The sequence below is a fragment of the Glycomyces algeriensis genome (assembly GCF_027622855.1).
Lineage (GTDB): Bacteria > Actinomycetota > Actinomycetes > Mycobacteriales > Micromonosporaceae > Glycomyces > Glycomyces algeriensis.
In genome coordinates, this window is sequence record NZ_JAPZVR010000026.1 from 1 (window position 1) to 19543 (window position 19543).

Here is a 19543-nt window from a genome sequence, read left to right on the forward strand (position 1 = left end):
CCGCCTTCACGATGAGCACCTCGAACCTGTACCTCGTCCCGCTCATGACCGGACGCGGCACGGACACCGCCACCGCCGCATGGGTCCTGGGCATCTGCGGCGCAGGACAGCTCCTCGGCCGTATCGCATACGCGCCCATCGCGATCCGCACCGGACCGAGCGTCCGTGCGGTCGCCATCCTCGCCATCGGCGCCGCGACCACGCTCGCCACCGCGCTCATCGCGGGCCCCCTCGGCCTGGTCTTCGCCACGGTCGTCCTCCTCGGCGCCGCACGCGGCGCCTTCACCCTGCTCGACGCCACCGCCATCACCGACCGCTGGGGCCCGCACGGATACGGCACCCTGCACGGCATCCTCTCTGCCCCGGCCACCGTCGCCATCGCCCTCAGCCCCTGGGCAGGAGCCCACCTCACCGCCTGGACCGGCGGCACCCCGCAGATGTTCACCCTCCTCGCCGCCATCACCGCCCTCGCAGCGGCGATCATCCTGGCGGAGCGCATCATCAAGCGGCCCTTGGAGGTTCGTGCCGCACCGGAGTGACGGCTCGGCGCCTCAGGGTGCCATGGTCGTTCGCGGCGGCGTCCAGCGTCCGCGCCGGTGCGGCACGCCGAACTCCGGCTTCAGCTCCGCCGGGATGGCGTAGTGCATGACCCGGCCCCGGGTCAGCGCACTGAGCTGAAACACGGTGGTGAGGTGGCCCAGCCGGTCGATGCCCCACTCCCCGAACGGCGATCGCTCCTCGACCGACTCGACCACCCGCAGGAGCGACGGCGCGACCTTCGCGACCGCGTCCCAATTGGAGCGCGGCACGTCGAGCCAGTTGGCGCAGGTGTCGCCGATGAGGTGGCGGATCATGGCGCTCACGATCGGGTCCAAGAACGTCCCGGGCACGACCTCCTCGTACATCTCGATGAGCTGGCGGGTGAGGTCGGCGCCTTCGGGTGACGGTCCCATGTGGCGGGTCAAGTAGAGGTCGAGGAAGCGGCGGGCGCTCTCGAGGTCCGCCGGGGCGTGCGCCTGGTCGACGCCGAGCATCGCGCCGACCACCCGCCACGCGTAGAAGTACGCCTCGGCGCCTTCGGTGCTCATCTGGACCCCGAGCCGTTCGAGGCTGTCGAGGACCAGCAGCGAGAACAGCATCTGCCCGCCGATCATGTCCTCCTGGCAGATAGGCGTGCCGAGCCGGGCGACGTCCCAGCGGCCCTCCTGCGCGAGGTGGTGGCGGATGGACGCGTGCAGCAGCCGGACCTTCTGCGCGGCGGGGATGAAGCGGCCGCCGGCCTCGAACGCGTCGGGCTGCATGAGGAACACGGTGAACTGCCCGGTCTCGGCCATCCGCTTCGACGGGTACTTGAGCGAGTGCGTGGCGCTGAGCAGTTGCGCGACATGCGGGACGACGTAGCAGGCGGGCATCGACGCGAACGAGAGCGCCGTGGAGACGTGCACGTTGTTGTCGATGAAGAACAGCCGCGCCTGCTCCATCTGCGCCCAGTCGATCCACGGCGGCGGCATCGAGGTGGCCTCGAGGTACTCGCGCGCCGGTTCGGGGAGCCCCTCGGGCAGGTCCTGTCCGGCGGTCGAGAAGTAGCGCATGAGCGTGTTGAACTTGCCGATCTCGCCGCGCTCGAACAGGGCCGCCACGGTCGCGTCGGCCAGCTCGTCGCCGTACCGGCGGAGTCGGTCCATGTCGCTCGGGTCGTAGGTCATCGGGGCTCCTTGGCTCGGTTCAGCTTCGGCGGACGGTCGCGGTGTGCGCCAGCTCGACCAGTGCGTCGGCCGTGTCCCGGGGCAGCCGCGCGCGGCGCACGGCGTCCACTGCGGTGCCGACGCGTTCGGCGACCATCTGCTCCACTCGCTCGGGGGCGCCGGTGCGGCGCATGATCGCCCTGACGCGTTCCAGGCCCTCCGCGTCGACACGGGGCGACCCGAGCAGGCGGCGCAGATCGCGCCGCTCGGCACCGGTGGCGGCGTGCCAGGTGTGGGCGAGCAGGACGGTGGGCCGGGCGGCGGTGATGTCGTCCGTGTCGGCCTTGCCGGTGCGGTCGGGGTCGCCGAAGACGCCGAGGAGGTCGTCGCGCAGCTGGAACGCCTCGCCGAGCGGGAGGCCGTAGGCGGTGAAGCTTTCGCGCAGTTCCCTGGAGGCGCCGCCGAGGGCGGCGCCGATGTGGAGCGGGTGCTCGACGGTGTACTTGGCGGTCTTGTAGCGGATGACCGCAAGGGAGGCCTGGACGTCGGGGCGGGCGCCGGTGCGGAGGATCTCGAGGCATTCGCCGGCGACGAGCTCGCGGGCGAGCACCGACCACAGGACGCGCGCCCGCGCGAGGTAGGCGGCGGGGAGCCCGCTGTCGGTGAACAGCTGCCCGGCCCACGACATGAGCAGGTCGCCGGTGAGCAGCGCGAGGGATCGCGCGGCGCCGTGCGGGCGCGGCCGTCCGCTCAGAGCGTCGCGGAATGCCAGGTGGGCCGTGGGGAGTCCGTGGCGCAGGCGGCTGTCGTCGATGAGATCGTCGTGGACGACCGCGGCGGCGTGCACGAGTTCCATTGCGGCCGCGGCCCGGACGAGCGCGTCGCTGTCGGGCTGGCCGGTGGCGCGCCAGCCCCAGTAGCAGAACGCGGCGCGCAGCCGCTTGCCGTGCGCGGTGGCGACGCGGAGCTGGTCGGCGACGGGCTGCAGGTCCCGGTCGATGGCGAGGAGATGCCCGGTCTCCGTCTCGACGAACGCCCCGAGCACGAGGTCGACGCGGTGCTTCAGGGTTGTGGCGCGCTCGACGTCAGCGGTCGCGGTGGACACGGCGGGATTCCACGTGCTGCGCGAGGACCTCCAGGTAGGCGGGCGAGGCGGTGGAGTACCGCCCCAGGGCGAGTCGGCCGCGCGCCTTGAGCTCGGTGACGCCGTCCTCGGCGAGCGCGGCCTTGTCCCTGCGGCCGAGGAGGCTGCGGGCACTGCCGAAGGCGGTGGCGATACCGCTGACCACCAGGTCGGTGACTCCGGCGGCGATGAGCACCGCGCTGTTGGGGTCGCCTGGGTCGCTCGGGGTTCGGGAGGTCATTGGGGCCTTTCTCTCGGCTCCGGATCATGATCCGGTGAACCTGCCGGCGCCGCAAGAGAAGACGCGCGAATGTCATCCCTACGGGGGAACGCCGCCGACCAAGCCCGCGACGGGGGCGGCCCGTTTCCGGGCGAGAACTCAGATCCAGGACGCGATCGTCGCCTGCCAGCGGTCGGGGAGGTCGTCGAGGCCGGGCATCGCCGGGTCGAGCGTGAAGCACACCGACGCGGTGTCCCGGTAGGTCAGGAGCACCGTCGCCACCGGGACGCCGAGCGGCGCCCACATCACCGGCGTGATGCGGGTGACCGGCGCGCCTTGGAACCCGAGTCGGCGCCGCAGCACCAGATTGGAGGCGAGCGCCGCCGCGCGGGCGGGCCTGGTCACCACCTTGAGCATTTCGGTCATGGCGACGACCGGGATCAGGGCCGTGATCCGGCGCATGGCCTCGCGCAGGGACGCCGATTGCAGCACGGCGGTCGCGCTGGGCGTCAACGCGAGCCGCTCTTCGGCGGTGCACTGCCCGCCGGTGACGGCGATGGACGTGAGGATGACGCGGTTGCCGGGTGCGCCCTCCTCGCCGGCGCGTCGCAGGTTCACCGGGACCAGGAACGGCACGGCGTCCGGGACCGGGGCCGAGGGCAGCTGTTGCGCCCCTTCGGTGAGGGCTTGGGCGAGCGCGGCGAGGTAGACGTCGTTCACCGTGGTGCCGTGCGCGGACGCGGCGCGGCGGAGCAGGTCGACCGGCATCTCGCACCATCGGCGCGTCCGCTCGTCGGAGAACCCCGCCGGGTGCGACGCCCAGATCCCGGCCCGCCGGGCCCCGCCGAGGAGCGCGGCCGCGGCGGTCGTCGTGTCCCGCAACGAGACCCGCGGCCTCGGCGCGAACCCCGGATACGCGGAGGAGGGCACCCCGGTGTCGTCCGCGAACAGCGTCTCCAAGGTATGGAAGACGCCGCCGCCGTCCTGCAGCGAGTGGTGGACCCGGTAGAGCAGCGCGAAGCCGTCCTCGGTGTGGCCGTGCAGCAGGTGGAGCTGCCAGGCGGGGCCCTGCTCCGGCAGCGGCGCGCCGATGAGCTCGCCCGCCGCGGCCTCGAGCGACGCCGGGCCAGGGGCGAGGCGGTGCTCGCGCACATGCGCCGTCAGGTCCAGATCCGCCTCGATGCGCCAGGACGACCCGGCCGGGAAACTCCGCAGCGCCGGGAGCAGCGGCAGCCGCGCGGCGACATGCGCGATGACCTGGTCGAGTTCCGGTGGCGTGCCCTTGCAGTGCAGCACCATGCCCACGTGCGGTCGCGTGGACGGCGAGACCACCGGGGCGGCCCACAGCGCCCGGTCCATCGCCCGCCGCGGGGCCCAGGCCCGCTTGCCGGCCGCGCGTGCCGCTGCTGTCTCAGTCTCGTTCACCACCGGATCATAAGGGACGACGAGGCCGAACCCGGTCGCTAAGGTCGCTCCGTTCTCGAGCCGCGAGGAGATCTGAACGGCCCGAGCGGATCGGACGGCACGAACGCGTCGCCTGCCCTCCGGCCCTTCGCCGGTGCGATGTCGTATCCGCGTGCCGGACCTCGCCGCCGGAGGGGTCCCGTGCAGGGGCGCACATGATCGGGCCATGGCATCGGCTTTGTTTGCGGGCCTGGGCTTCTCCACTGGAGATGCGGCAGGTTTTTTGGATTGATGCTTCCCGCCGACCGCCGGTAGGGTGTCGTCCGTGATCGAGGTACCCCGGGCGTTCGCCGAGGAGCGGATCCGGCTCAGTGGCGGGCAGGGCCGCGAGTGGATCGCGGGACTGCCCGCGCTCGTGGCCGAGTTGTGCGACCGCTGGCGGCTCGAGCCGACCGCCGAGCCCGCGATGCACGGCGAGCTCGGTGTGGTCTTTCCGGTACGCCGGGCCGGCGAAGCCCTCGTCCTCAAGGTCGGGTGGCAGGAGCATTCGACGGTCGACGAAGCCGCGGCCCTGCGGGCCTGGAACGGCGTCGGCGCCGTGCGGCTCCTCGATGCCGACGACGATGCCGGTGCGCTGCTGCTGGAGCGGTTGGACTCGGCGCGGAGCCTCCGGGATCTGCCGCTCCTGGACGCGGCCGAGATCGCCGGCGGCCTGATCCGGGAGCTCGCGATCCCCGCCCCGGACGGCATCCGCCCCCTGCGCGAGGCCGCGGCATACGTCGCCGAGACCGTGCACCAGCGCAACGAGCTCCTCGGCCGACCGGTCCCCCAGCCATGGGCGGACCTGGCCGCCGGACTGGCACGCGACCTCGGGGGCGACACCGGATCCCTGCTCGTGCACGCGGATCTCCACTACGGCAACGTGCTCGCCGGTCATCGCCGACCGTGGCTGGCGGTCGACCCCAAAGCCGTCTCCGGCGACCCCGAGCACTCGGTGCCGGAGCTCATGTGGACCCGGCTCGACGAGGCCCCCGGCCCGGCAGGCGTGCACGCCTTGCTCGACACCATCGTCGGCGCCGCGGAGCTGGACGCCGCCAAAGCCCGCAGCTGGGTGCTCGTCCGCGCGATCGACTACTGGCTCTGGGGCCTGGACGCCGGCCTGACCGAGGACCCGCTCCGCTGCCACCGCCTGGTCGAAGCGCTCACCGCACCGTGATCAGCGGCCGCTGGTAGTGCGCGGGCGCGGACGGCCGCCTTCCTGCCGGTTTCCCGCCGGTGGAATGCCTCGAAATCACCGCATTCCGCTGCTGTACTTGGCATACGACAACCGCGGCGGCCCCGAGCCGCCACTAAGGAATGGAGCGAACATGCGCAGTCTCGTCAAGGCAGCGGTCGCCCGCGCCATCGGTGGCAAAGTCACCGCCGGACGCTGGTACGTCGCCTACTACACGGACTAGGAATGAACGCCGACGGTCGCGGCGCCGGCACGCATCCGGTGCCTGTCTCCACAAGCGGTTCAAGGGGATCTGTTCGAGCCCTTCCGGGACCGGCGCCGCGGCCGTTCGGCCTCGCCCCCGACGACTTCGACCGGGACCCGGTCGCGTCCCTGGCCCGCCTGCGAGGCGAGTACGGCGACGTCTACGCCTTCGGCGCCGGCAAGGTCGCGCTCGCCCGCCCCGACTGGTCGCACTGGATGCTGGCCCGCACCAACAACGAAACCCTCGTCGACCCGCCCGAGCCGCCTCGCTCGGTCCAGCGCAGGGGCCTCGTCCGCGACAGGGTCGAGACCTGGATGGTCACCAAGCGCACCGCCCAGTGGCACCGCCTCGGTCGCGACATCGCCGAACGGACGGCCCCGGCCATCCGTCGGCACCTCGAGCGGTTCCTCGACCGCGCCGAACTCGCGACCATCCGTATACGCGACTGCGAGCTCGCCCTGCTCGACGCCGCCGGTGCGATCTTCATCCGCGATCTGGAAGGCGATCTGCGCGCGAAGATGATCCGCGCGGCGGCCCTGCTCATCCCCCAGGGCAAGTCGACGATCGAACCGCCCGCCTGGCTCTCGCTGTGGACGCACCGACGCCTGCGCGCGAACGACGCGCTGATCGAGGTGCTCCTGGCGCACGTCGCATCGCGCCGGGCGTCCCGCGACCCCGATGAACCGCCGTCGGACCTGCTCGACCTGCTCCTGGACACCCGCGACGACGACCGTCCGGCATTCACCGATCTCGATGTGGCGCAGACGCTCTCCATCAACCTCGGGAACCTCTACGCGGTCGGCGGCGCCGGACTGGCGTGGCTGCTCGCAGCCCAAGGCGCGCACGACTGCGCACGGCCCGAGGCGACCGACCGCAAGGACTGGGCGCGGGCCGTCGTGAAGGAGACCCTGCGGGTCTATCCGCCGGTCGCGCTCACGAGCCGGGTTCTGGTCGAGGACAAGGAGTTCGGGGACTACACGGTCCCGGCCGGCAACTCGGTCTTCATCAGCCCGCTGCTGCTCCACACCGACCCCCGCTGGTGGCGCGAGGACCCGAGCCGGTTCGATCCGGCGCGCTGGCTCGCCGACGAAGTCCACGACCCGCACGCGTACCTCCCGTACGGCGCAGGACCGCGGATGTGCACCGGCATGCATATCGCCAACGCCGTACTGGAGACCGCGGCCGACCTGCTCGACGGCAGGACCGTGACGTCGCGCTCGGGACCGATCAAGCCGCAGTGGGACGCGATCGCCAGACCCCGCCGGTTCCGCGTTCGAGTCGGCCGCGACGAGAACCAGGGCGAGGAGGCGAGGCCGTCGGGCCCGTCCGTCATGCGCTTACGCAGACGGTGTCGCTCCGGCCCGGTTTGCGATAGCCTGGATGGCTACTCACTGTGCACACGGGAGGCCGCCATGCGGATAAGTGACATTCTGCGGTCCAAAGGCGATGCCGTGGTGACCATCCGGCCGGAGGACACGGTGCGCGCCCTCATCGCCAGGTTGGCCGAGCACAATGTCGGCGCGCTGGTCGTGAGCGCGGACGGCCGCGACGTCGTCGGCATCGTCTCGGAACGGGACGTCGCCAGGGGCCTGCACGCGGACCCCGGCCTGCTCGACGCGCCGGTCGCGCGGATCATGACCGCGGAGGTGCACACCCGGTTCCCGAGCGACTCCATCGAGGACCTGATGGTCCTCATGACACAGCAGCGCATCCGCCACGTCCCCGTGGTCACCGACGGCGGCGCCCTCATGGGCATCGTCAGCATCGGCGATGTCGTCAAGGGGCGCATCGGCCAGCTCGAGTTCGAGAAGCGGCAACTCGAGGGCTACATCTCCGGCACCGGCTGAGCACTCCGCAGCGCTAGACCAGTTCGCGCGCTTCCGTTTCGGCCGAGGTGCTGACGCGGAACTCGCGGAGCGGGCGGTTGCGGAGGGCGACCCACAGGACGCCCGCGACGCACAGCAGCCCACCGGAGGCCAGGGCGAAGGGTCCGGAGGTCAGCGAGGCGACCACTCCGGCGCGGGCGTTGCCGAGGTCGGGCCCCGCGAGCCCGATGACGAGTTCGGCCGAGGACACCCGTCCCCGATGGCTGTCGGGGGTGGCCAGCTGCACCAGGGTGCCGCGGGCGATCACGGCGATCGTGTCGGCGGCACCGGCGATCGCGAGCGCGCCGAGCACGGCCCACAGCGGTTCGGCCAGACCGAACGCGGCCAGCGCCAGGCCCCACGCAACCGCCGCACCGAGCTGAACCCGGCCGATGCGGTCGGCGCGGGAGATCAGGCCCGACCCGAGTCCAGCGAGGATGCCGCCGACGGCGATCGCGGCCGGGAACAGGCCCAGTGTCTCAGGGGCGCCGCCGAAGCGGAGTTCGTTGATCACCGGGAAGAGCGCGATCGGCATCGCCAGCAGGGTCGCGAACAGGTCGGTGGCGAAGGACCCGCTCACGGCCGGGGAGCGGACGATGTGCCGCAGCCCGTCCGCGATGGAGCGCAGGCCCGGGCGGTGCGGCTCGGAGCCCAAGGGCGGCAGGGCCGGCAGTCTGACGACGGCGTACAGGGAGGCGAGGAGGGCGACCGCCTCGATCGCGTAGCAGGCCGTCAGTCCCCATTGGCCGATGATGAGGCCGGCCAGCGCCGGTCCGGCCAGCATGGCGCCCTGGAAGTTCAAGTGCTGCAGAGCGAGCCCGGCGGGAACTAGGTCGCGCGGCAGCAGTCGGGCCGGGAGGGTGCGGCGGGCCGGGGAGCCCAGCGCCGAGCACGCCGACTGGACGGCCACGAGCGCGAGGATGAGCGCCAGGTGGTGCATCCGGGTCGCGGCCTGCGCGGCGAGGGCGGCGGCGGTGAGCATCTGGCCGAGGGTCGTCCACCGGACCAGGACGCGGCGGTCGACCGCGTCGGCCAGCGTTCCGCCGACGGTCCCGAAGACGATCATCGGCAGGGCCGAGGCCAGGCCGATCATGCCAGTCCACACTGGACTCTTGGTGAGCTCCCAGACTTGGAAGAGGACGGCGACGACCATCATCTGATGGCCGAGGCCCGAGAGCGCGGTGCCCGCCCACAGGCGCCGGTAGGCGGCGCTGGCGGCAAGGGGCCGCAGGTCGATCAGGCCGGTCCGCAGGCTCATCGCCCGGAGTCCTCGGACTCCTGGTCCCGCGTGCTACCGGCGCTTTCGGCCTCGCCCGCCCGGGGACGGTCGAGCCGTTCGGCGATCCGGTCGCGGAAGCCCCGCTGCTCCAGGCGGGCCGACATCGCCGCGACATAGTCGGCGAGGTGGACCGGCAGCTCCGCGTCGAGCGCTTCGATCGCGTCCTCGGTGGCGTTCCACTCGGCTTCCAGGAACGGCACCAGCGAGCGCCCGCGCTCGGTCAGCCGCACCACGCGGGTGCGCGCGTCGGCCCCTGGGGCGGTTTCGACCAGGTCCTGCTCGCGCATCGCGGAGACGGTCTGGCTCAGCGCCGAGTGGGTCCGGCCGAGGCTCGCGGCGAGTTCCCGGAGCGTCATCGGACCGCTGTGGGCCAGCCTGATCAGCGGATAGGCGAAGCGGGGGCGCACGCCGTGCACACCCCGCTCGGCGTAGAGGTCGGCGATCTCGGCTTCCAGCCGTTCCTGGAGCGCCAACAGCGGGCGCCAGTAGCCCCGCTCGGTGGGGTCGGTACTTGTCACAGCACTAATATAACAGCACTGTGATAAATACGAACCAGGGTGCCGCCGGGCAGGCGTCCTCGCGGGGCTCGTCTTCAGCCGCATGTTCTCGAGCAGGAAAAAAGGCCCCGACGCAACGAACAGAAGCGACGAAACCTTAATAAATGACTTGAGGACCTTCTTTTGCTACCGCTTTTTCTTTCTACAGACTATTTGTCCACAACATACACTAACTTTAAGTATCACCAAGACGTCTCAAGTATAGGGCCCGGACGCCCTGGGAGTCAAGGCGTCCGGGCCTGTCAACGGATCAATCGGCTGTTCAGCCGATGTCGAATTGCACCATCAGGTAAGCGCGGCGCACATCTTCGGCCAGCAGCGACCGGTAATCCGTCGCAACCGCCCGCTTGAGCTTCAACCGCCACTCCCCCAGCATCGCCGGGGCCGGCACCGGTGCCACCGACGAATGCGGGGCGCCGCCGAAACCGGGGTCGTTCGCGCCCGGCACTTCGCTGGACGACGCCTGTCCGGGCAGCCGCCAGGTGACGGTGAACGCGTCGGTGTGGACGGTGTCGATCACGAGGTCGGCCGCCGAGACCTTCACCGGCTCGGTCGCCGCCCGCACCTTCGCCCAGAACGGCAGGTGCGCCGTCGTCAGGTTGAACACCAGCTCCTGGTCGTCGTCCTCGTCGTTCGGGTGGAGCATCTGGAACCACTCGGTGCCGAACTGCTCCTCCAGGGCGAACAGGACCGCGCCGGAGGTCGGCAGGACCTCGTCGAGGTTGGCCTCGGCGAGCGCGATGAGCCCCGGCCCGCCCGCGCGGGCGGTGTAGTCCAGGTGCAGCACCACGTCCGTGATCGAGGCGAGGTCGAACTGGTTGTGCGCCTTGGGGAGCGCGATCGTCCACTCGCTGACGGCGCCGGCGCCCTCGAAGGGCAGGAACCGCTCGTCGTCGAAGCGCAGCTCGAACATGCCCCGGTCGTTCACCGCGTGGCTCGTGGCGATGGCCTTGGTGGGGACCGGGCTGGTCCAGAACCGCGCGTCCCCGCCCACGAGCGGGTCGCCGTAGCCGCCCGCGGTCGCGTCCGTCAGCCGCACCCCGTTGTTGGTGACCGCGAGCGTGCAGTTCACCGACGTGTAGGGGCCGACGACGCACGGGACGGACAGCGCCACGGACTTGAGGCGGCGCCGGATGTGGCCGGGGTAGTCGAGGTCGAACATCCACTCCGGGAGCCGGATCGCGGCCCGCCCGGTGAGCTTGAGCGCCAGCAGGGCCAGGGGGTCGACCTGCGCGAGCGAGACGTGCTTGGTGATCTCCAGGTTCCGCGCGTTCTTCTCCAGATAGGACGATTCCATGCGGCGGATGTCGTTGGTGAGCCGCTCGGGCGCGAGCAGGCCCTTCTTCAAGGAGTCCCAGTACCCGAACTGGATGAACGAGGCGTCCGGCTCGGCCAGCTCGAACTGGTAGGACTGCTGCGCGAGCATCGCCATGTCGAACGCGATCTGGTACGCCTGGAAGTACACCGTGGACACCTTGCCGAGCATCCAGTCGTACAGCTGCTTGTTGGTGTACTTGGTGCGCAGGAAGTGCTCGACCGCCTCGGAGTCGGCGATCACCTGGAGGTGGTTCGTCAACTCGGCGGCGGCGATCTGCTCGCGCACCTGCGCGCCGATGATCTGGGCCTCCAGTTGCGCGAGGTCGTCGGCGGCGAGGTCGCGGTTGAACTGGTGGTCCTCGAAGTCGCGGGTGTAGCGGCCCTGGTTCTGGGCCATCCCGGCTCCTGTGTGGAGCATCCCGGCGAAGCCGTTGACCATCGCGCCGGTGTTCGACAGGAAGCCCGCGACGTTGGAGCCGCCGATGGACATGCTCACGTTCGGCGAGCCGCCGAACCCGGCGATGCCGATGCTGAAGTCGGGGATGAGGTTCGCCGCGCCCGCCACCCCGGACATGACCGCCGAGACCGCGTTCCCGTTGAGCCCCAAGGTTTCCAGGACGACCCCGGCGATCTCCCAGCTGTTCATCCGCGGGACGCTTCCGTGGTAGGCGATGCGGGTGTTCAGCGCGTCCCGGCCGGCTTCGAGCGCCGCCCGTGACGCGACGGCCTCGTCGCCCTGGAGTTCGCGCACGGTCTGGATCGCCTGGTTGATCACGACCTCCTGGCTCGCCCGCAGCAGCGCCAGCGACTCGGCGTCGCGCGTCTCCAGCACCCGCAGCAGCTTCTCGCCCAGGGCCCGCAGCTCCGAGCACAGGTCCACCGCGCGGGCGGCCAGGACGGGGAAGCGGTAGCGGGTGTCGGTGGCCGTGAACAGGCTCAGGACGGAGGAGAGGTCGGCGCCGGCCGCGGCGGCCTTCACGAGCATGCCCGGGTCGATCGGCGGCTCGAACAGCGGGAGCTGCCGGAAGACGCCCTCAATGTTGAGGCCGTTGCGGACCTTGAACAGGCGGTCGGCGACCGTGTCCCAGTAGCCGAGGAGCTTGTCGTTCACCGGGATCCCGAAGTACTTGACCTCCAGGTGCGGCAGCGGCTCGTCGGGTTCGGCGTCGGGGATGCCGATGTCAACGGGCGGGGCGAACCCCTCCAGGACCGCGGCCACGTCCTGGTTCCCGAACGGGTCCAGCGCCGACTCGGCCGTCAGCTGCGCGTAGCTCTTGTCCTCCCGCTCGGGCGGCGGCACCTTCTCCGGGCGCCGGCCCAGGATCTCGGCGGCGAGGGAGTACAGCAGCACCGCCTGGTTGATCGACTCCAGGGTGTCGCGGCGGAACTCCTGGTCCGCCCAGCCGATGAGGTTGTCGATGTACTTCATGACGATCGTCTTCTGGTAGGCGACCGGGCGGTGGCGGGCGATCGTGTGCGGGGAGAACGGGTGGTTCTTCCAGGCCCGCAGCTCATCGAGGTGGCTGCCGATGTCGCCGAGGATCGACTCGATCCGCTGCTGCCGGTAGTCCTCGCCGGAGTTGTCGAAGAACGGCTTCGTGATCCAGTACCGCTGCGGCGCCTCGGCCCCGTCGGTGCTCGTCGGGTCGAAGATCCGGTGGTACCAGCGCATCGCCTCCTCGAAGCGGTGCTCGGCGGTGAGCTTCGCGGCGATGAGCATGGGCGCGTGGAAGAACAGCTCCCAGTTGTAGGCCGCGTACGCGCCGCCGCGCGTGAAGTCCACACCGCCTTGGGCGGTCGGGTCGATCGCGTTGCCCGGCTGCGGACCGTACGAGAAGGTCGTCTCGGAGTTCGGCGCGATGCTCTGCTGCTTGCGGGTCACCAGGCCCTCGACGCCCTTGGTGTCCAAGGCCGCCAGGAAGTCCGAGGCGTACGGGTGCCAGAACGGGAACCAGCGGTGCCCGATCGTGGTCACCGGCACGTGGATGAGCGTCATGCTCCCGGGCGCGCCGTACCAGAACGTCATGGTCTGGGTGACCTGCGTGCGCTTGAGCCAGTAGGCCCGCTGGCGGTCCTGGTAGATGACCGGGCTGCCGGCGTGCTCGTTGTACTGCCGGGTGCCCGGGGCCATCACGAGCTCGGAGGGGGTGCGGGCGCTCGAGAGCAGCGCCCGGGTGTCCTCCCACCCGATCATGACGTCCACTGCGGAGCCGACCGCGCCGAGGCGGCCGTTCGCGTAGCGCATCGTCCCGGGCTTGCGGAGCTTCGGGCCGCGCTCGGCGGCCTCCAGGGTCTTGATGCCCCGGCCCTTCTCGCCGAAGTTGGTGCGCACATGCCACAGCGAGTCGGCCGTGACCAGCGTCCCGCTCGAGCGCTCCGTGTAGTTCCCGTACAGCGGCTTCATCTTCAGGTCGACGACCGCGCCGGTGAACACGAACGACGAGGAGTGCCACGGCCAGTACAGGACCGAGTGGCGGCGCTTGGTCAGCCGCTCGTGCGAGTCGCTGAACTCGTCGTAGAACCGGTTGTCGTTGAACTCCGGCGAGGTGGAGATATAGACGTCGAGCCACAGCTGGCCGTCGCGCGGGCGCGGCTTGAGCGTGTACGAGGAGCGCGGGCGCGGCCACGGGTGGATGAGCTTCTCCCCCGAGGTGCGGCGGGCCGTCCACCCGTCCGGCGTCCGCTCGGACCAGCACAGCTCGATCTCCAGGGACCCGGCCGGGTCGGCCGTCGTCCCGGGCTTGTCGGTGATCTGGGCGGGGGGCTGGCGCTTGGGCTTCTGGGTCTTCTCCTCGAACTGGAGCCAGAACAGGTGCAGCCGGCCCCGGTAGACCACGGGCTGGACCTGCTCGGAGGCGATGTCGACGTCGATCCGCTCCCAGCCGGTCCACTCGCCGTACGCGACGTCGAGGGTGCGGTAGTAGCAGTGGCTCGGCTGCGCGGCCGAGCGGGCCACGACGTGCACGCGGTTCGCCCCGGGCGTCTGCTCGTGGCAGATCCCGAGGGTCTGCATGTGCGCGACCTCGGTGAGCTTGCGCAGGTAGTCGCGGTAGGCCTTCTCGGCGTTCGCGTCCGTCAGCTCCCCTTGGGCGAGCTGGTCCTCCATCTCCTTGAAGAACGGGGTCTTGTCGTCGCGCAGCTCCGCCTCGATCCAGTTCTCGGGGTAGAGGAAGACCTTCCGGTTGGCCTCCCACAGGCGATAGCCGCTCATCCACTCCCACTGGCTCCACGAGTCCAGGGACGTCGTGTCGGCCATCGCGTCGGCGGTGATGCGCACCAGCGGCTGCTCGAGGTTGAGCAGGCACCGCTGGGCGAACATCTGGACGGCGCTGATGGCCTGCTTCAGGCGCGAGGTCTGCTGGACGGCCATCATCTGGGTGTCGAGCAGGAACCAGCGCTGGAGGTCGTTGGTGTCCTTCCAGTGCTTGGGGTTCGCCCACTCCCGGCCCTCGGCGCTGACCGTCTCCGGCGTGGTGCGCAGCGAATGCTCGATGAGGTACGCGGTGAGCGCGTCCCGGCGGGCCTCGCGCAGCGGGTCCTGGAGGTCGGGCATGAGCGACAGCCACGCCCCGGTGTCGTACTTGGACTTCATGGTCTGGCGCAGGTGCTCGGTGGCGAGGCGCTGCGCGTGGGCGACGTCGTCGTCGCGGTCGACCCACTGGAGCGCGTCCGCGGCCGGGACGCCCAGGCGGCGCAGGGCGTCGGCGGTCACGCGGGCCTTCGCCAGCCGGTCCACATCGGTGTAGAACGCCGGGTCGTTCCCGTCGAAGTCCTCCAGATCGACCGGGTCCCAACCGGTCAGGGCCGCCACAGACGTTCGCACGTCCGCGATCGGGCCGCCCGCGTCGGCGGCGTCGAAGACCTCGGGCCAGCCCGACTCCTCGGGCTTGGGGTAGCGCTGCCGCAGGCCCATCCAGGCGGCGAGGTGCCGCCACGCTTCGAGCGGGACGGCCGGGTCGGCGGCGGCCACGGGCAGCGCGCCGGGGTGGAGCCAGCCGAAGTCGGCGGCCCGGTCCATCAGCCACGGCAGGTCGGCGGTGTCGATGCGCATGCGCCGCAACAGGTAAGCGGCCTTGTGGAGGAGCCGCCAGGCCTCGAAGAGGTCCCCGAACTGGGTCTCGGTGATCGGGTTGGCGTACACGCCTTCGTCGTCGGCCGCCATGAAGTCGGGGTCGGCGAAGACGTCCCACAGCGCCTCGGCGGGGCGCAGCAGGTCCAGCAGTGTGACGGCCTGCTCGTCCGGCAGGGAGAACGTGGCCGCGACGGTGGCCGCGATCTGCCCGTTCACCTCGTCGGCGGGCGTGGTCCGCAGGCTCTCGCGCAGGGCGTCGAGCTGCTCGGCGATGGCCTCGACCCGTTGGCCCAGTGCGGATTCGGGCCGGTCGTTGAGGAGCCAGTCGACCTCGTTGACCTGGAGCCCGGCGGCCTTGACCTCCGCCAAGCGGTCGGCGAGCCTCGCGGTGGCGGCGGGCTCGCCGAAGAGCGCGGGGATGTCGGAGGAGAGGTCTGCAAAGGACAGCAGTTCGGCGATCGGCAGGCGCAGGGCGTTCGCGAGCAGGACGTAGCGCAGCGGCGTCGTCAGGTCGGCGACCGTGAGGTTCGCGCCCGTGCGCGCCAGCAGCAGTGTGAGGTCGGCTTCGCCGACCTGCCAGGCCGCGCCGAGCGCCGGCAGGTGTGCGGCCATCGGCTCGGTCCCCGGCAGCGGCAGCGCGAACGCCGGGTCCACCGGATCGAGGAGGTTCGGGTTGGCGAACAGGTCCGCGTACGGCGAGCGCGTCTCGTCCGGGCCCGGCTCGGTGCTCAAGGGCGCGTAGAGGATCAGGGCCTGCTCAGGGGTCAGGCGCAGGCGCTTCGCGAGCTCCGCGAACGCCGCGAGGCGGCGCAGGGCCGCCGCGTCGAGGGTCCCGTTCGCGAGCCCGGGCGCGCGCAGGATCCGGTCGAGCTGGACCTGGCTCCACGGCGTGTGCCGCCACAGCCGGATGAACCGGTGCACGCGGTCGTAGCGGGACGGGTCCAGCCCGGTGAGCGACTGCTCCTCCAGCAGGCAGGTGCCCTCGGGGCGGACCAGTTCGATCGCGCCGCCCATGTGGATCCACTCGGTGTCCAGCAGGGTCAGCAGCTCGGTGTACGAGAGGCCCGCATGGCGGAGGAACGGCAGCACGCCGACCTCGCCGTCCGTGGTGTCCAGGCCCCAGATCTCGTCCTGGGTGACCTGCGCCGGAGCGGCCGTGGTCACGAGCTGCACGTCGAGCGTGGAGAGTCCGAAGTACTCCCCCGCGGCGGACGTGCCCGCGAGGGCCGTGGCCGGGCCGAGCAGGCGCATGAGCTCGTGCCTCGGCACGCCCAGGTGCGCGAGGATCACCCGGGCCTCCTCCTGCCAGGCGTTGAACGCGCCGCGCAGCGGGAAGCGGGCGGTCTTGACCTTCTCGTACGCGGGCGCGTGGAGGTGCTCGGGGACGGCGCGCAGCTCCGCGGCAGTGCGCGTGGTCTGCGGCTGCGGCGCCGCGACACCGGTCGGGACGGCCCGCTCGAGCAGCTCGTTCACCAGGTCGAGGTACGGCAGCGGCGTGTTCGTGTTGGGGCAGTTCAGGAGGAGGTCGTCGATGTCGGGCCGCCGGGCCTGGAGCACCTGCAGGATCTTCTGCGACGCACCGGACTTCGCCGGGCGCGTGGAAAGGAACCGGAGCAGGTCCGCCAGGTACGCGGCGGGCCCGTACACCGATTCGCAGTGGCTGCACTCGCAGTAGTCCAGGCAGCCGAACAGCAGCGCCAGGTCGGGCACGTCCCCGAGGACCCCCGTGGCGTCCTCGAGGGTGATGGACTGGCCCGAGAACACCTGGAACTGCCCCGGCGCGTAGTCGCCCTGGAACGTGGCGAGCTGCGACAGGACGTACGCGTACGACATCTGCGCGGTCTGGTGGATCATCGCGACGGCATGGGCGCTCACACCTTCGTGAGGGCTCAGCCTCGCGGCGAGCTCGGCCCGGTCGAGGGACGCGATCTGCGCGGCCGAGTGCAGCTGCTCCGACAGCAGGGCCGTTGCGGCCTTGTGGTCAGGGGCCAGGCGGACCGCGCGCTGCTGCACCCGCAGTTCACTGTGGAGGTCCGGGTCGAGCTCGATCGCGTTGGCCTGCACGTACGAGTCCAGACCCGTGGTCTTCAGTTCGAGGTCCGGGTGGTCGTCGAGGAAGGTCTTCGCCCGGTCGAGCAGGACCAGGCCGTGCCCGTCCGTGCGGGCGAGCTCGGCGACCAGCGCGAACGTCGGATAGTGGGCCGCGGCCGTGGCCTCCAGTTGGAGCGCGTACGCCGCCGCGGGGTCGTCCCCGGGCGTGTCCGCCGGGAAGCCCGTCGCCTCGACCACGGACTTCCATTGGGCCGTCGAGAGGCCCGCGAGGTGGCGCGGGCTCGTCAGCGCCGGGACGTCCGGATCGTCGAGCTGCGCCTTCAAGTACGCCGCTGCAGGGGCGTGCCCCGCCGCGATCGCGGCGGTCTCGATCGCGGCCGCGACGTCGGCGACGACCGCGTTCCCGCCCAGGTCCTCGGCCGCGCCCGTCAGGTCGGTCCAGAACGCCTCGCTCGCCTCGCCGTGCTGGAGCAGCAGCGAGCCGACCGTGTCGTAATGGGCCGCTTCGAGTTTCGAGACGTCGAGCAGCGACTTCAGCGACGCGTCCCCGCCCACGGGCGGGGCGTTCAGGACCGCGCCGACCGAACGCGCGGCCAGCGTCGTCAGCACCGCCTCCTCGTCGCGGACCAGGCCGATCGGGATGATGTTCTCGTCGGCGGCCCGCGCGAAGGCCGCGGACTGCTTCTCCGGGCCCAGCAGCAGGATCCCCGCCGCGATCTCGGCCGTCATCGCCTCGATGCGCGTCCACTCGTCCGTGGCCGTCAGCAGCTCCTCCGGGAGCGACCCGGGCAGCCCCTGCGCGATGAACCCGAAGTACAGGGCCGCGCCGAGCGCCGGATGCCCGACGTGCTTCGCCACGCGCACGGCCAGGACCAGGCGCATCACCTCGTACTGCGTCAGCCCGGCCTCCATCGCCGCGACCGTGATGTCGTTGCGGTCGCCGTCCTCCACGAGATCGGTGACCCCGAGGCTCCCGAGCACCGCGTCCAGGGCGGGGCGCTGGCGCTCGTACAGCGACGGGCCGCGGTACGGGCGGTCGCCGATGGTCTGGTTCGTCCACTGGATCGGCGTGGGGTTGAACAGGATCCGCGAACCCAGCGGGGTCTGGTCAGGCCCGATGAACTGCACGATGAGGTGCAGCGGCTTGGCGACCGCACCCGTCTGCGCGTCCCGCGGCGGGTCGTACGCGATGTCGTAGAAGCCCGCCTCGCTCGTGACGCGGGTGGCGATGAGCGGGCCCTCGCCGTCGATCGAGCGGAACGACAGGCGCACCTGCGCGCCCTTGACCGGGCGCCACAGCTCGTCGCGGACCGAACCGCGCAGCCGGTAGTGCGGGACGGCCTGCAGGTGGTCGGGCAGGGCGTTCGCGATCTTGAGGTTGAGGGCCTTGAGGGTGCGGCCGTCGAGCTGCCCGGTCGCGGGCAGGAACCTGTCGGCCTGGAACGCCAGGACCGCCAGGCGGGTGGCCTTGCCGTAGCGGGCCTCCCCGTGTTCGGACATGGGGACGGCGTACCCGAAGTGGGCGAGGGCCTGCTGCGCGGCGGCCACGTGCCCGCCGCGCATGTTCAGCTTCGCCTGGCGCTTCAGGGGCGAGAGCGCCAGTGCGGACTTCACCTTCAGCTGCTTGGCGGGCAGCGGCTTCGAGGCGGCCACGGACTCGACCTTCTCCATTGTGGCCAGGTCGAAGCGGCCCGAGGCCGGCAGCTTGTACTTGTCCTGGAAGGCGAGCAGGGCCGCCTGCGTGCCGGGGCCGGGCTGGCGGGCGCCGAGCTCGTCGGCCGGGATGGAGGCGTCGAGGCTCGCGATCTTCAAGGCGCGCAAGAGGGTCCGCTGGGCCTTGCCGAACTGGGTGCGGGAGCCCAGGCGCGACTGGAGCTCCTCGGAGCGCAGGCGCTGCACGAGGCCCTCGTCGACCCACCAGGAGACGCCGCGGGACTTGGTGCGCTGGCGGAACTGCGCGAGCGCGGCGGCGGTGGTGGGGCCGACCTTGCGACCGGAGAGCTCGTCGGGGTCGATGCGGTGGCCGAGGGCGGTGAGCAGGCCCTGGATCTTCGCGGCGCGGTGCGGGGCGGCGGTGAAGTAGCGGTGCTCGAGCTCGCGTTTGATCTGGGCGGCGGTCTCGGGGGTGACCATGCCGGTGGGCATGAGTCCGGCGGAGACCTGGACGCGGCGTATGGCGTCGCGTGTGGACGGTCCGAGTCGGGAGGCGCCGACCTCGGCCGGGTCGACCGGCTGCTTCAGCTTGGCGAGCGCGGCGTGGAGCGCGGCGACGGGCTTCCCGGTGGACTCCTCGGGCCGGCGCGGGAGGTGGATCGCCATGGTCCGGTCCGGGTCGCCGCCGGGCATGGGCGGGGCCGCCTCGACGGGCAGCGCGAGCTTGCGGACCGCCTCCGGACTGAAATGCCGCTGGCCGACATGCCGCTGACCGACGGGCCGCTTGGGCTGGTTCATGTTCGTTCCCTTCTGTGTCTTGCGGTTCGTCGTCGATCCA

At 71.4% G+C, this 19543-nt stretch carries 10 protein-coding genes and 1 pseudogene; 4 read left to right on the forward strand and 7 right to left on the reverse strand.

Going from position 1 to position 19543, the window contains the following annotated elements; all coding sequences use genetic code 11:
- Nucleotides 1-539, forward strand: a 539-nt coding sequence (locus O2L52_RS24500; RefSeq protein WP_333490227.1) for an MFS transporter, incomplete at its 5' end; no start/stop codon positions are given.
- A 12-nt stretch (nucleotides 540-551) separates the two neighbouring features.
- On the opposite strand, the gene O2L52_RS24505 is transcribed toward O2L52_RS24500, so the two are convergent.
- From O2L52_RS24505 to O2L52_RS24520, 4 genes are all read right to left on the reverse strand, one after another.
- A complete protein-coding gene (locus O2L52_RS24505) occupies nucleotides 552-1706 on the reverse strand; it encodes an oxygenase MpaB family protein (protein ID WP_270118848.1) in 1155 nt (384 codons plus the stop codon).
- Nucleotides 1707-1725: 19 nt separating this feature from the next.
- The gene (locus O2L52_RS24510) at nucleotides 1726-2790 is read right to left on the reverse strand and encodes a polyprenyl synthetase family protein (protein ID WP_270118849.1); all 1065 of its coding nucleotides are present in this window, start codon (nucleotides 2788-2790) and stop codon (nucleotides 1726-1728) included.
- A complete protein-coding gene (locus O2L52_RS24515) occupies nucleotides 2771-3049 on the reverse strand; it encodes a hypothetical protein (protein WP_270118850.1) in 279 nt (92 codons plus the stop codon). Before O2L52_RS24515 ends, O2L52_RS24510 begins: the two co-directional genes overlap by 20 nt.
- A 138-nt stretch (nucleotides 3050-3187) precedes the next feature.
- Nucleotides 3188-4453 (reverse strand): wax ester/triacylglycerol synthase domain-containing protein, encoded by a 1266-nt coding sequence (locus O2L52_RS24520; RefSeq protein ID WP_270118851.1) that lies wholly within the window; start codon nucleotides 4451-4453, stop codon nucleotides 3188-3190.
- Nucleotides 4454-4757: 304 nt separating this feature from the next.
- Here O2L52_RS24520 and O2L52_RS24525 point away from each other — a divergent pair, with 304 nt between their 5' ends.
- From O2L52_RS24525 to O2L52_RS25540, 3 genes and pseudogenes are all read left to right on the forward strand, one after another.
- The gene (locus O2L52_RS24525; RefSeq protein ID WP_270118852.1) at nucleotides 4758-5648 is read left to right on the forward strand and encodes an aminoglycoside phosphotransferase family protein; all 891 of its coding nucleotides are present in this window, start codon (nucleotides 4758-4760) and stop codon (nucleotides 5646-5648) included.
- A gap of 780 nt (nucleotides 5649-6428) precedes the next feature.
- A pseudogene (locus O2L52_RS25535) lies at nucleotides 6429-7064 on the forward strand (cytochrome P450); the annotation flags it as partial.
- Nucleotides 7065-7322: 258 nt separating this feature from the next.
- Nucleotides 7323-7757, forward strand: a complete 435-nt coding sequence (locus O2L52_RS25540; protein ID WP_344472530.1) for a CBS domain-containing protein — start codon at nucleotides 7323-7325, stop codon at nucleotides 7755-7757.
- 13 nt (nucleotides 7758-7770) lie between these two features.
- On the opposite strand, the gene O2L52_RS24535 is transcribed toward O2L52_RS25540, so the two are convergent.
- The 3 genes from O2L52_RS24535 to O2L52_RS24545 all read right to left on the reverse strand — a co-directional run bounded on the left by O2L52_RS24535 (nucleotide 7771) and on the right by O2L52_RS24545 (nucleotide 19503).
- Nucleotides 7771-9033 (reverse strand): MFS transporter, encoded by a 1263-nt coding sequence (locus O2L52_RS24535; RefSeq protein WP_270118854.1) that lies wholly within the window; start codon nucleotides 9031-9033, stop codon nucleotides 7771-7773.
- Nucleotides 9030-9572: a MarR family winged helix-turn-helix transcriptional regulator gene (locus O2L52_RS24540; protein ID WP_270118855.1), complete on the reverse strand. Its 543-nt coding sequence runs from the start codon at nucleotides 9570-9572 to the stop codon at nucleotides 9030-9032. The genes O2L52_RS24535 and O2L52_RS24540 overlap by 4 nt, the downstream gene beginning before the upstream one ends.
- 301 nt (nucleotides 9573-9873) lie before the next feature.
- Nucleotides 9874-19503 carry a Tc toxin subunit A-related protein gene (locus O2L52_RS24545; protein ID WP_270118856.1) on the reverse strand — a complete coding sequence of 3210 codons (9630 nt, stop codon included), beginning with the start codon at nucleotides 19501-19503 and terminating at the stop codon, nucleotides 9874-9876.
- Nucleotides 19504-19543 lie beyond the last annotated feature (40 nt).